This is a genomic window from Microbulbifer mixtoriginis (SeqCode), assembly GCF_052466695.1.
This window is the reverse complement of sequence record NZ_CP174285.1, coordinates 885,670-899,216: the sequence shown is the minus strand read 5'-3', so window position 1 is coordinate 899,216 and position 13,547 is coordinate 885,670. Positions and strand designations below refer to the sequence as shown.

The window sequence follows — 13,547 nt, the reverse complement described above, 5'->3', positions numbered from 1 at the left end:
TCAATGAGAACTATACGAAAACATATCCGCCCAGATACCATGGCCAGTGAGGTCCGCCCCCACCACAGCGCCATTGGGCGGCGCATCTATATCGGGGTATTGATATTATTTGCCCTGGCTATTCTGCGCTATCTATTTGGGGATTTGTTTATCCTCAAAGGAGATGGGCTGGTCCTTAGGGATTATGCCGCAGTCGAGATGGGTTATATCACCAGAGTGACCGCGGTGGAGGTTGATGAGGGGGAATCGGTTAAGGAGGGGCAGCTACTCCTCAAAATAGAATCTATGGAACTACTGGAGCGCTTGGCAGACCTCTCCAGCCGCCAGGCCAACCTGATTCAAATTTCCGCCGAATTTACCCTGCTTTCCGAGACTGCCAAACAACTGCTGGTTCCTGCAGAACACCGCAAGCAAGAGATAGAAGAGATTCTGGCGCGAATCAATAAGCTGGCCGACAAGGGTTTTGTCAGCAAGATCACCTATCAGGAGGTGCTCAGGGATAACTTTAATGCGGGCCAGGAACTGGTCAAGATTCAGGTGGAAAGCACCACGCTAGACAAGAAGAGAAAAGCCGTCGATGCAGCAATCAAGGTAGCCGGAACGGCCTACCAGAGGCTGAAAGACCACTACGATGATGGCCAAGTCCGCAGCCCGGTAAATGGCTTGGTTGGTGCTACTGTTCCCTCTGTAGGCGATGTCTACCGAGAGGGGGAACCCCTAATGCAAGTCTATTGGGGGGAACCCTATGTACTCGCCTATATGCCGCGCCGATATATTCTTGCTCTTCGGCCGGGCATGGTTGTCACGGTCAAGAGTGGTCGCTACAAAGATAAAGGCGTGATCTCTGAGTTACTGCCTATTTCCGATCAACTGCCGGAAGAATTCCAGAATACGTTTAAACCCCAGGAGCGCAATCAGCTCGCCAAAATAGTACTCTCTGATCCAGAGCATTTTCCCTTATCTGAAAAGGTACAAGTTACTCTGGAATTAAACTGGAAGGATCTCTTTGTAGAGAACTTTATGGATTAAAGGTTTGTCGGGCATTAAATTCTGTCAGTGCCGCCCTCAACCATTCCGGCAAGGTTATCTTCTGTTTGGTTTCAACCGAAAGGGTGACATAAGTAATTGTTGCCGTAAAAGCCAATAGGTCTGGGGTGAGATGGGCCTGCACAAGAAAGGTGAACGACTGATTGCCAACCTTGAGTACGCTGACTTTGAGCTGCAACTCCTGGTCCCAAGTAACCGGGCTTAAGAATTCCAGATTAAAGGCCCGCACCGGTGTCAGGAACCCCCGCTTCTTCATAGTGGCTATAGCCGGCCCATCAAATAAAATAGACATGGCTTCATGGGTAGCCTCCAAGGCAAAATTGGAAAACCTCGGGGTATAAACAATACCCTCGGGATCACAATCCCCAAATAAGACCTTGCGCTTGACAGTTATCATAAGAGGTTCTCCCATTAAGCCAGGCAGCCATTCTAATCCAGCGCTCTATTTACATCCTGCCAAAGCAGATAACCAATCCAACCATAAACAGATCATTTATTCATCACGGCTAAAAAGCGTCAGCAAAGTGACTTCTGGCGGCACCAGAAATCTTACCGGCAGGATACTGGTGCCTACCCCTGGGCTCACAAACAGGTGTTTGCCCTCCTCTTCGATATGCCCAATGGCATAGCGCTCCCCGTAGCGGGAGGGCACAATCGGGCGGCCAATCAAGGGCAAAAATACCTGGCCGCCATGGGTGTGGCCGGCAATCGTCAAGGCAATCCGTTGTGGAATCTGGGGAAATATATCTGGGTTATGAGTGAAGGCTAAGACTGTCTCTGACTCTTCAATGGCAGACATTGCCCGATCTATATTGTGTGGCCCCTCCCAGAAATCACTGATGCCAACCAACTGAAAGGCACAGTGGCCGCTACTGATCTTGGTGGATGCATCTTCCAACAGCGGGATGCCTTTCTCAGTAAAAGCCCGCTCTACTCTCTTCGGGTCCAGCCACCAGTCATGATTGCCCATTACAGCAAAAACGCCCAAGGGTGCCCTGAGGCTAGCAAGCACTTCAGCGGCACTCTCCGGCGTCACAAAAGAACCACCGACGACCCCCTGAATAACAAAGTCACCGGGGAGTAGCACTAAGTCAGGACTGCTGGCATTTACTTGGTTAACCAATGAGCGCAGGCTTTCAATACCCTTATAGGGGGAACCCACGTGTAAATCCGCCAATACCGCCACGCTTAAACCGCTACAGGAAGCTGGCCAAGACTCCAGGCGAAGCGCTTGCTCATTGATCCTGAAGCTTCTTGGCTCAGCGAAAAAGGCCCAAACCGCAAGGGTAAGAGCAACAACCAGAGCCACTAGAAAGACAACCCGGTACTTTCCCCGTGGCCAGCTCAATAATTCTCCCGATAGCTTACTCAACAGCTTTTTCAATGAGGTACTCTCAACTTACAGATAACTTTTATATCGTGCTTTGTGCCGGGTGGCAGTCACAACTGGAGAGTTCTCGTACAATCTCACAGGAATCAGTAGAACCGGGGCCGCCACACTGGCTGCGCAAAGCCAGCAAACTCTTCCGCAATTGCTCGAGCAATGCCATTTGGCTGTCCACCCTATCAATATGCTCATCTACCAACGCATTGATTTCAGCACAATGCTCTCTCGGTTGCTCCCGCAAGGTTAACAGTTTGCGTATATCCTCAATGGGCATATCGAGGGAGCGACAGTGCCGTATAAAACGCAATTGCGCCAAGTGCGCTTCTGAATACAGACGATAATTGCCTTCGGACCTCAATGGTTGCGGCAGCAAGCCCACCTGTTCGTAGTAACGCACCGTTTCCACCTTGCAGCCTGCCTGCTTGGCCGCCTCCCCTATTCGGTAACGCATGCCGGTGTCCCCTTGACTCTATAGTTACTAGAGGGATTGTAATGCTGGCTCACTCATTGAGCTATTCGAGAGTTAACCATGGGAAAACAGGATTCCACTTGCGGTTGTGGCAGTAGCACTGAACCTTTACAACAACCGCTCGATAGTGGCGCCGGAAAGGATAGCGAAAGCTCCCTCTTCTCAATCACCAAAATGGATTGCCCCACCGAAGAAGGTTTGATCCGCGCCAAGCTCACCCCACTCGAAGGTATTTACAGCCTGGACTTTAACCTGGTGCAACGCATTTTGCGGGTTGGACACGCTCCGGGTATGCAGCAACAGATCCTGGACATACTCACTCCTCTGGATCTGGATGCCAGGGTCGCCTCCCCATCGGATACAGAAAATGCACCACCCGCAACCAAGGCCAATTGGTGGCTGCTGGGAGCAGCCGGCTTGGCGGCACTCGCTTCTGAGGTGGTGTTCTGGTTACAGGGGGGAAACAGTTGGCTGGTCATGTTGCTGGCATTAGCCGCCATTGCCGGCGGGGGGCTCTCTACTTACAAAAAAGGTTGGATCGCCCTAAAGAACCGCAACCTGAATATGAATGCGCTGATGTCCATCGCGGTCACGGGCGCACTTTTGATTGGGCACTGGCCCGAGGCCGCCATGGTGATGGTGCTGTTCACCCTCGCCGAACTGATTGAGGCCAAGTCTCTGGACCGGGCCAGAAACGCTATTCGCGAGTTGATGGACCTGGCCCCGGAAACCGCCACAGTACTTCAGGGTGATGGCCAGTGGCGCGAGGTGAATGCAAAAACTGTTTCCCTCGGCGCCAAGGTCAGGGTGAGGCCCGGTGAGCGCATCGCCCTGGATGGCGAAGTAATAAAAGGCAACTCTGCGGTGAACCAAGCCCCAATCACCGGGGAGAGCCTTCCGGTAGATAAAGAAGCTGGAGACAGCCTCTTTGCCGGTAGCATCAATGAGTCCGGCGCCCTGGAATATAGGGTGACTGCCGTAGCCAGTGATGCCGTACTTGCCCGAATCATCCACGCGGTTGAAGAGGCGCAAGGCAGCCGCGCGCCCACCCAACGGTTCGTCGATCAGTTCGCGCGCTGGTATACCCCCTTGGTATTTGCGGTTGCCCTAGCCACAGCGTTAATTCCTCCGCTGTTTTTCTCCGGTGCCTGGATGGAGTGGATCTACCGCGCCCTGGTACTGCTGGTTATCGCCTGCCCCTGCGCCCTGGTCATTGCCACCCCGGTCACCATCGTCAGCGGCCTCGCAGCAGCAACAAGACACGGCACGCTGATTAAAGGGGGGGCATACCTCGAAGAGGGGCGCCGGTTGCGCTGGCTGGCCTTGGATAAAACCGGCACCATCACCCACGGTGCACCGCAGGTAACAGATTTTGCCCTGATAACTGGCACAGATGAGGCGCGGGTAAAGCGCCTCGCCGCCAGCCTCGCCCACCGCTCCGATCACCCGGTTTCGAAGGCAGTGGCAGATTTTCTCAACGCCAGTGAAGACCCCTTGCTAGAAGTGGAAGCCTTTGAAGCCCTGGCCGGGCGCGGGATTCGCGGAGAGATTGAAGGCACAGGCTATTACCTGGGTAATCACCGCCTGGTGGAAGAATTGCGCGTTTGCAGTGAGGAGCTAGAGGATCGCCTCTCAAAACTGGAGTATCAGGGGAAAACAGTCGTTATGTTGGTGGATGCAAACCGTGTTCAGGCTCTGTTTGCCGTAGCCGATACGGTAAAAGAATCCAGCCGCAAAGCCATTGATGAGCTCCACCAATTGGGGGTGAAAACCCTGATGCTGACCGGTGACAATCAGCACACCGCCGATGCCATTGCCAAGGAGGTGGGCATCGATCGGGCCATGGGCAACCTGCTGCCAGAAGATAAACTCCGTGAAGTGGATTCCCTTGCCGGCCACGGCCGGGTCGGCATGGTGGGCGACGGCATCAATGATGCACCAGCCCTGGCGCGAGCTGATATCGGCTTCGCCATGGGCGCAACCGGCACCGATACCGCCATAGAAACGGCAGACGTTGCCCTGATGGATGACAACCTGGGTAAAATCGCCAGCTTTATCCGCCTCTCCCGTACGACAGCTCATATTCTTTGGCAAAACATTATCCTTGCCCTGGGTATCAAAGCGGTCTTTCTGGCACTCGCCTTTGCCGGTGAAGCCACTATGTGGATGGCAGTATTCGCCGATATGGGGACCAGCCTGCTGGTGGTTTTCAATGGGTTAAGACTGATGCGGAAGTGATCTCAAAACAAGACGGTAGAAAAGTCTGGAAAATAGAAAAGACAGTACCAATTATTTAATACGCAACCAATCTATCCCGTAGAAGCTCTCGTTAAACAGGTGCTTGAATACGCAATTATTGATTGCCTTATTAACCAGCAAAAGCAGGCACCTTCGAGAGTTTCTTTGGATAGTGCAAAATTGGCATGACAAAAAACTTTAAACATAAAGAAAGCAGAACTCAGTAACACTGGTAACACGCTACAGGCCTAAAATAAAGTATTTCGATTCCGCTTTAGCAAGACATGCCCAATGGCACTTAGGAAGTGTCTAAACAAAGAATTATGCTAGCAAATAGCCCTCTCAAAAAACCGAACAAATAGAACCTAATTCCAGTCACCACTTATCCCCTTTAGGCCTCACCTTGTCGTAGGCCAATTGCAGGAAAATCAGCATCCCCATACCCTTTTGTCAACTACAACACTAAAGACATTAAGTCTCTTTAGCGCCAGATAGTCTCACCACAAACATTAATCTAAGAATAAAATCGACTAGAGCCTACGAATGCGAAACAGTCAATTTAGAGCATTTCTTGCCAGCTGCATCATTTCTACCACTCTATTTTCTAGCTCTAGTATTTTTGCTGATGATAGTCGTGCAGTACTCGTTGAGGCTGCACACCCGTGGCAGCAAGCCATTAATACCAGATTATTTTGTTCGGTGTTATCTCCTCCCCTACACCAAGTCTCCAGCCACACTGAAGCCGAGCTCACCCAAGTAAAACCCGTAGGTTCAATAATTAAAGCTGGCGAGTTAGTAGCCGCACAGGATGGATTTTATCTCTCTCAGGAGATTGAGATTATTCGCACAGATATTGCAATCACACAGAGCCAGCTGATTTATGCGGAAGAAGAGCTGAGCAGATTGGAGAAGCTTCGCTCAGCAGACATGGTGTCTCCGTCCCACTTAAACAGCCTTAAGCTTAATGCTGATACCTACCGGCTCACAAAGCAAAGACTCGAGCACCAGCTAACAACAGCCGAATACCGTTTAGAACGACTGCAACACTATGCAAGAACTGATAGTCAAGTTGTAAGTATAGAAGCCAACCCCGGTGAGAGACTGAATTCGGGGCAAAGAATCATGCAGTTGCTACCTTTAAAAGAAAATCAAATTGAGTGCAGCCTTCCCGAAGAAAAATTAAACAATGAGAATTTACTTAATAGCAGCTCCTTTACTTTTAGGGACCAAAATATCCCCTTAAGAAATATTAGTCATACGGTCAATCCAGAAACGCAAAATCTCAACCTCTACTTTGAAACAGAATCAGAGCAATTCCCGTCTCTATTAGTAGGACAGAGATTCGAAATAACAATGCAAACACCCCTCTCAACTAAAAACACGCGGGAGAGGGTAACAAAAGTTCCCAGTGATGCCGTAATACTAGAGGGCGACCAATATAAAGTCTGGACTCTAGACAGTGATCAAAGGGCGGTTAGTACCGAGGTTCAAATAATAGATACCTTGAAGGGGCACTTTGTTGTACGTTCAACCATTAAACCTGGAGATCTTGTAGTCGTTCTGGGTTATGAAGGCCTACAACCCAATGAAACTGTCTCTCCGACAAAGAGGGAAAACACATGAAATCCCTGGAGAAATACAGTTCATTTATTATAAGTTGCACTTTTGCCTTAATTGTTGCCGGTATTATTGCGGGCCTAAACTTGCCTAATGCACTACTCCCCACTATCAATCGCCCACAAATTGCACTGGCTATTCCTTGGCCGGGAAAGACAGCGGAAGAGATAGAACAGATATTAGTTGCACCACTTGAGCAGGAGCTATCGAGCCTAAGCTACCTGAAAGAGGTGCAGACAAATATCAACAGTGGCTTTGCCTGGGTTACGATTGACTTTCACTCTGAAGCAGATATGGAGCAAATGTATATTGAGGTACTCTCCAGAATTAATCAGGTACCCAACTGGCCCACACAAGTCCGCACACCCCAAGTTTTTAACTTTGCCAATGGTGCGGGGGCTACGCTGGCAACCTTCTTCCTCTATTCGAAGAAGTCAGCCAGTGAGCTGGAATTAATTGATGCATTTTTAAACCACGTAAAGCCAGCCATCAGTAAAATCCCGGGAGTATCCTCTATAGAAGTTGCCGCTACGCCTATCGCACAGCGTGTCGATATTGAGTTCGATCCAGAGAAGATGACTCAAAATTCCTTAAGTATTGCTGGGGTAACTGCACATCTTAATGATCTGGTGGACCGATCGGGCGGCAACCTGAAAATTGGCTCTAAAGACTATGCACTACACTTTAAGGGCCAAATCCCCCTAGATGAGCTCTCACGATTACCTATCGCCACACGTGGAAACCAGATTATACGGCTCTCTGATATTGCCTCTGTAAACGCACGGCCTGCATCTGACTGGGCATATTTTGCCCTTGAGGGCAATCGATCCTTTTATTTTTACTTGCTCCCCACCGAAAACGTCAATGCTCTTGACACTATTGCACAGCTGAAATCAACCATGGCGGAGCTGAATAGTGGAGAGTTAGCTCGGTTAGACATGGAATTGGCCATAAGCCGTGATGACTCCAAAGGAATCCGAGACTCCCTGAATCTGGTGTACGGGAGCCTCCTTCTTGGATCACTGCTAGCCTGCTTGGTTCTGTACTGGTTTCTGCGCAACCTGAGAACGTTAACGTTAATATTCCTCAGCATTCCCGTATGCATCTCCCTCGTCGTTGTGGGTATGTACATTGGGGGTAGAAGCATGAATGTTATTTCATTGGCAGGCATTGCTCTTTCTATCGGATTGATGGTAGATGCGGCAATTATTGTGGTGGAAAATATTCAAAGGCTTCGCCAGCAAGGCATTGGCACCCAGGAAAGCATTGTACAGGGAACACGAGAAGTTACAGGTTCTTTGGCATCATCAACGATATCAAGCGTCATTGTGTTCCTGCCTATTATTGCCATGCAATCTGCAACAGGGCAATTATTTAGAGATCTCGCTTTTACAATTTCAAGCGCTTTACTCGCCTCACTGCTCTTTGCCTTATTAATACTACCTTCATTCGCAAGGTACATATTAGGCCATTCAAAAAAAATAAAGAAAGAATCTTCAAACACAAGAATTCTATTAATCCTAAAAAGATGGGTTGCCCTTTCCATCAAAGCTACAGCTACCCCCAGACGGTCTATTACAGCCATTATTCTTGGGCTACCCATCGCACTCATAGCTACCTATGTTTCCACACCATCCATAGATGTATTGCCAGACCCAAAACAGAATATGGTTTCCGTTTTTATCAACTTTGAGAGCGCACTAGCCACAGATGCTATTAGAACGGATTACGGGGAACGCGTGGTGAATCGAATCACCAACAACTTTAAAGAAATAGAAGATCATGTTTCCACTTACGGCATTATCTGCAACCCAAGCAATTGCAACCTCTATATGTATACCCAAGGCGATTGGGATTTTGAATCTCTACGGGAATGGATGAATGAAAAAGTACTCTATGGACTTGTAGGCACCCGTATCCATTTCAGGCATGGGGGTCTTTTACGATTTGCAATGCCAAACAATCGAATAAGCCAACTGGATATTAAAGGGGCTGAACTTTCCAGGCTACAAATGGCTGGCACTGAGTTAATGAACCATCTGCACGCAGAGTTTCCAGACGCACAAATCCAGGAGGGGAGCGCACTGCAAAACCGGGCTGTACGCATAGAGTTCCAACCTCGCCTGGATCAATTAACTTATTTAGGTATTACAGTTTCAGAGCTAAACCGCCAACTTATGGCTTTGACCGATGGGATATACATAGGCCATTTTTATACTGGCACTAACACGCTACCATTCTACTTCAAAGCAGAAGACCCACAGAGCCTGGAAGCACTTCTAAACACTGAAATATGGATTGATGGGCACGGCCTGATTCCTGTCCGTGAATTAGCAAGCGCGAAAATAACCCAAGCCCCAGCCAGTATTTTGCGAGTTGGGCAAGAAGTCAGTGCATCGTTAAACCTAACCCCACCAGAAGGGGTACCAATGAAGTCATTTGTTGAAAATGTAGACCAATCGGTACAGTCCTTTTTAGCTGAAAGCTCCTATAGCGATTTGCACACTCAGTTCAGGGGCAGCGCAAATGAACTCAACCTATTTCTAGTTGAATTTCTTAAAATATTCTTGGCTGCTCTCGCAGTACTCGCCCTGTTGATGTATTTTGCCTTAAGATCTGCAAAGCTGGCCGCGGCCGTGCTTTGCGCTATACCCCTCTCATTTGCCGGCGGGATGTTAAGTTTACAGCTATTAAACCTTTTCACCCCCCAAAGCCTTGATGTAATTACAATGATTGGTTTCGTAATTCTGATGGGGCTTGTTGTCAACAATGCAATACTATTAGTGAATCAATTTCAAAAGTCATTACAGACCGGGGCCAGCCAGCTAGAAGCTATTTATGCAGCAGCCAGCTTGCGCGCTCGTCCCATTATGCTAACAACAATCACCTGTATCTTTGGCAACCTGCCTTTGGTGTTAAACCCAGGGAGCAGTGCTGCAATTTATCGAGGCCTGGCGACGGTGATTACTGGCGGGATGATATTTAGCGCCCTGTTTGTTTTAGCCTTTATGTCTGCACTACTCTCACAAAAGCTGTTCCGCTCTGAGCTACAGAGTTTTACTCAAAAGGCCGACTTGGAAGTGCCCGAACCTGCTAGCGCGTAACATAAGGGTGGCGACCAATTGATCTAACCTGTGCTGACAATAACAACCAAAATGTCAGCACAGTTATATCTCGCCTGTTTCTAATCTGCTATAGAGATTTGTTTATTATCCTTAGTGAAAGTAACTACTCCAAACCCAATCACAAATATCCCTATTCATCCATATCACCTAGCAACCTATATTGCGCAAAGCGCCATCAATTTACGCCCACAACCTCTTTTTTTATATAGATACCCAGACGTTTTGCAAGGCGGACCAAGTTACCCCTATCCATTGAGAGCGATTTCGCTGCCCTACTCCAATTCCCATCGCTCTGAGTCAATATATGTTTTATAAGATCCCGCTGATATTCTTCAGTGGCTACCCTAAGATTTATTGCCCCAAGCGGAGGCTGAACGGGCCTCTCAAACTCTGGTTGCGCTGCTATGTCATCCGGAATCTCTATATGTGCCGCTGTCAGCGATACTATTTCAGAGAGTGATGCGTTTTTTCTTGCCTTGAGCGCTGCGCGGCTGATGATATGCTCCAGCTCTCTCACATTTCCAGGCCAGCTATAACGCTTTAATTTACTGGAAGCATCTGCTGATAGCCGCAGCTGACGGAAGCCAAGCTTCCTCGTGGAGCGCTCCAGAAAATAATCTGCCAGCAGGAGAACATCATTTTCTCTCTTTGATAGTGCGGGTACTTCCAGAGGATAAACAGAGAGACGGTGATACAAATCGGCCCTGAATCCACCTAAGTCGATTTCTTTGAGCAAATCCCGATTGGTAGCGGCCACTATACGCACATCTACATGCTGTACCGCATCCTTACCAACAGGCTGAATTTCACCACTTTGCAGTACCCGTAGCAGTTTGCCCTGAACTGATAAAGGCAGTTCACCCACTTCATCCAGAAAAAGTGTCCCGCCGTTTGCCAATAGAAACTTTCCTGGGCGATCCCGATCAGCGCCAGTAAAAGCCCCCTTCGCATGCCCGAATAACTCCGCTTCTGCCAGTGTTTCTGTTAAGGAGGCGCAGTTGAGATAGACAAGAGGTTTTTCCCGGCGAGATGACAGCCGATGTACTGTGCGGGCAACCAGCTCCTTACCCACCCCAGTTTCCCCTAGAATAAGCACGCTATAGTCAGACCCTGCAACTAATTCAATATCACTTCGCAAGGCCCTCATCACTTGGCTTTCGCCGATTAACTCACCGCCATCGCGCAGAAAGGCTTCCTGGGTCAACTCTTTCACCAATTGTTCGGCATGTTCAGCAGAAAGGGACAGCGCTTTTAGCTCCAAAGCCGTTTTGAGAGTAGCGGCTGAGAGTGCGGCGATTAGCTCAAGCGTTCGATCGCTAATCAGGCTATAGGCGTCTGAGGTCATACTATCCAAAGTAAGCAGCCCCACTAGATGATTGTCAGAATAGAGCGGCAAACCGAGACAGGAGTGCACCGGTAGGTCCCCTTCCCTATCCAGTAGTAAGCCATCAAAAGGGTCCGGCAGATTGCAATCAGAGGGGAAGCGAACGGGAGCATCAGAACTGCAGATTTGCGCTAGGCGGGGATGCTCGTTAATTAGGAAACGCCGCCCCATAGTACGCCTGGCCAAGCCCTGCACAGCCAGGGGGGTAAGCACCTCTCCATTCAGCCCCAGCAAGGCCACCGCATCACACTTAATTGCCTTGCGGATGGTAGAGAGCAGTCGTTCAAATCGGTCACTATTATTCAGGCTATTTGCGAGATCCAGAGCAACTTCAAGCAGTAGAGTAGAATTGATATCCACCATATCCCACCAAGTCAATAAGCTTCTTTTGTGTCATTATGACATGGTCACCATATAGGTCAAATTGACACAAACAAATATCATAATCACCCCAAGGTATTGATTTATAAGGAATTATTAAGCTGGCATAACATTTGCCTAATAACCATTGAGGTTATTTAGTAATAGAGGCGAAGACAATGCTGGACACATACACTTTAAAAATTCGCAGGCGTTTTGAACTCTTGCTCAAGGCCGGAAATCTCACCCTGTTGCTCTCTACCCCCCTGCTATTACTCACCGTTGTCATCTGCTACCCACTCTCCCATTATTTTTCTATCCCAGCCCAAGTAGCGGGCCATATTTTTATGATTATCAGCGCAACGTTTATCAAGATTGGCTATGTCAGCCGCTGCGTTGCGCAATACAACCTGTGCCAGGAAGTGCGCTAACTGATCACGCCGAGCTTCTCGCCTCCATCCCCTTTGGGGGCGACCTTTGTAGCTTTCAAACTTTCCACACCATCACCTCAGCAGCCCCATCTAACAACTACCTCAGTGCTATCTTCTCTTCAGGGCTGCCAACCCTGCACAGCGATCAATACAAACCCCATAAGGAAACTCGATGTCTGCAATGAGCCGTCTGGCCCTGCTGGCTGTGGTATTTATCGACTTGATGGGTCAAGGACTGCTATTCCCCATCATTAATGAACTGGTCATGTCCACCAAGTTTCAATTCCTGCCTACAGACACCGCACAATCCACCCGCCACCTCTACTATGGCATTGTTATCAGTAGCTTTTTTTTAGCTTGGTTTATTGGGGCGGTGTATATCGCTAAGTTATCTGACAGTATCGGCCGAAAAAGCGCGATGGTACTTTGCTTGGTCGGTGCCCTGGCAGGCTATGCCATTACACTCGCTGCCTTATTTGCCAGCAGCCTGTGGTTGCTGATTCTTGGGCGCGTGGTCAGTGGATTTACTGCCGGTAACCAGCCCATTGCCCAAGCGGCAATGATTGATACAAGCCGCGATGAACTGGATGCTTCAAAAAACTTGGGGTTACTGGTGGCGGGAATGAGCGCGGGAGCAGTTGCGGGACCAATTATCGCTGGAGTCTTAGCCGACAAGGCCCTGCTCGGTAATATTGCAAGCATTCAACTGCCTTTTTATTTTGCGCTACTTTTGGTTGCTATCACCCTCGGCCTAATTCTGCTCTTTTATCACGATAGCCGCCCCCCGACTTCGCCTATTCAATTGCGCTTATCTGACTTATTCAGGCAATTTGCACACCTCAAAGAGAGGCCCTTAGTCATCAGGCTATGCCCAGCTTACCTAAGTTTTATGCTGGTTCACCTCAGTTTTTATATCTTTATCACCAACTATCTTAGCAGCCGCTTTGGCCTCGGCTTACTGGGAACCAGTATGGCCATGCTATTCATGGGAATCGCCGTGGGTACTTCCAGTATCTTTTTGGTTAAACCCGTGCTGTCTAAGTGGGGCAAGCCACTGGTTATCAAGGTATCGGCATTGACCATGGGGGCCTGTGCGCTGGTTTTTGCTTTCAGTAACCAGGTTTGGCTTTGTTACTTGAGTGTGTTTCTCGCCTACTTGTGCTTTGGACTAGCCTATCCGGCACTACTGAACTTGTTTGCCAATAGTGTGGATGAGAGCGAACAGGGATGGGTAATGGGTATCGCCACAGCGGGCTTCACCATTGTGGCCACCCTTATCTCACTATTGGGTGGCGGCGCTATGGAAATTAATATCCGACTACCATTTTTAATCACTGCCATTGCGGCCGTTTTCGTTTTGATACTGAGCTGGTTCAGTTGGCGTAGCAGTGCAATGAAAAAAATTGTTGATCGGTGAAGCCTCCTGAATACTATCACGGCATCACTGCGGCCCAGAGCTTGAAATGAGGCCGCAGAAATACCGTGAACT

Annotated in this window: 10 protein-coding genes; 6 read left to right on the top strand and 4 right to left on the bottom strand. The window is 48.9% G+C overall.

All coding sequences use genetic code 11. The features are described 5' to 3' along the window. Positions 1-3: 3 nt before the first annotated feature. Positions 4-1,029, top strand: a complete 1,026-nt coding sequence (locus ACJJI0_RS03990) for an HlyD family secretion protein (protein WP_444884760.1) — start codon at positions 4-6, stop codon at positions 1,027-1,029. Here the strand turns inward: ACJJI0_RS03990 and ACJJI0_RS03985 are convergent. The 3 genes from ACJJI0_RS03985 to cadR all read right to left on the bottom strand — a co-directional run bounded on the left by ACJJI0_RS03985 (position 1,019) and on the right by cadR (position 2,885). Continuing rightward, positions 1,019-1,444 (bottom strand): acyl-CoA thioesterase, encoded by a 426-nt coding sequence (locus ACJJI0_RS03985; RefSeq protein WP_444884759.1) that lies wholly within the window; start codon positions 1,442-1,444, stop codon positions 1,019-1,021. The two genes, ACJJI0_RS03990 and ACJJI0_RS03985, sit on opposite strands and share 11 nt — an antisense overlap. Before the next feature lie 96 nt (positions 1,445-1,540). Further along, complete coding sequence (locus tag ACJJI0_RS03980) at positions 1,541-2,431, bottom strand: metallophosphoesterase (protein WP_444884758.1); 891 nt, start codon at positions 2,429-2,431, stop codon at positions 1,541-1,543. 28 nt (positions 2,432-2,459) lie between these two features. Then, positions 2,460-2,885 carry a Cd(II)/Pb(II)-responsive transcriptional regulator gene (gene cadR, locus ACJJI0_RS03975; protein ID WP_444884757.1) on the bottom strand — a complete coding sequence of 142 codons (426 nt, stop codon included), beginning with the start codon at positions 2,883-2,885 and terminating at the stop codon, positions 2,460-2,462. A 78-nt stretch (positions 2,886-2,963) separates the two neighbouring features. On the opposite strand from cadR, the gene ACJJI0_RS03970 reads away from it, so the two are divergent. The 3 genes from ACJJI0_RS03970 to ACJJI0_RS03960 all read left to right on the top strand — a co-directional run bounded on the left by ACJJI0_RS03970 (position 2,964) and on the right by ACJJI0_RS03960 (position 9,862). After that, positions 2,964-5,141, top strand: coding sequence for a heavy metal translocating P-type ATPase (locus tag ACJJI0_RS03970; protein WP_444884756.1), 2,178 nt, complete (start codon positions 2,964-2,966; stop codon positions 5,139-5,141). A gap of 543 nt (positions 5,142-5,684) precedes the next feature. Then, positions 5,685-6,764: an efflux RND transporter periplasmic adaptor subunit gene (locus ACJJI0_RS03965; RefSeq protein ID WP_444884755.1), complete on the top strand. Its 1,080-nt coding sequence runs from the start codon at positions 5,685-5,687 to the stop codon at positions 6,762-6,764. After that, positions 6,761-9,862: an efflux RND transporter permease subunit gene (locus tag ACJJI0_RS03960; RefSeq protein WP_444884754.1), complete on the top strand. Its 3,102-nt coding sequence runs from the start codon at positions 6,761-6,763 to the stop codon at positions 9,860-9,862. Before ACJJI0_RS03965 ends, ACJJI0_RS03960 begins: the two co-directional genes overlap by 4 nt. 196 nt (positions 9,863-10,058) lie before the next feature. On the opposite strand, the gene norR is transcribed toward ACJJI0_RS03960, so the two are convergent. Continuing rightward, positions 10,059-11,645: a nitric oxide reductase transcriptional regulator NorR gene (gene norR / locus ACJJI0_RS03955; RefSeq protein ID WP_444884753.1), complete on the bottom strand. Its 1,587-nt coding sequence runs from the start codon at positions 11,643-11,645 to the stop codon at positions 10,059-10,061. A gap of 161 nt (positions 11,646-11,806) precedes the next feature. Here norR and ACJJI0_RS03950 point away from each other — a divergent pair, with 161 nt between their 5' ends. Both ACJJI0_RS03950 and ACJJI0_RS03945 read left to right on the top strand, forming a co-directional pair. Beyond that, positions 11,807-12,058 carry a hypothetical protein gene (locus tag ACJJI0_RS03950; RefSeq protein ID WP_252081748.1) on the top strand — a complete coding sequence of 84 codons (252 nt, stop codon included), beginning with the start codon at positions 11,807-11,809 and terminating at the stop codon, positions 12,056-12,058. A gap of 172 nt (positions 12,059-12,230) precedes the next feature. Beyond that, positions 12,231-13,475, top strand: a complete 1,245-nt coding sequence (locus tag ACJJI0_RS03945) for an MFS transporter (protein ID WP_444884752.1) — start codon at positions 12,231-12,233, stop codon at positions 13,473-13,475. Positions 13,476-13,547 lie beyond the last annotated feature (72 nt).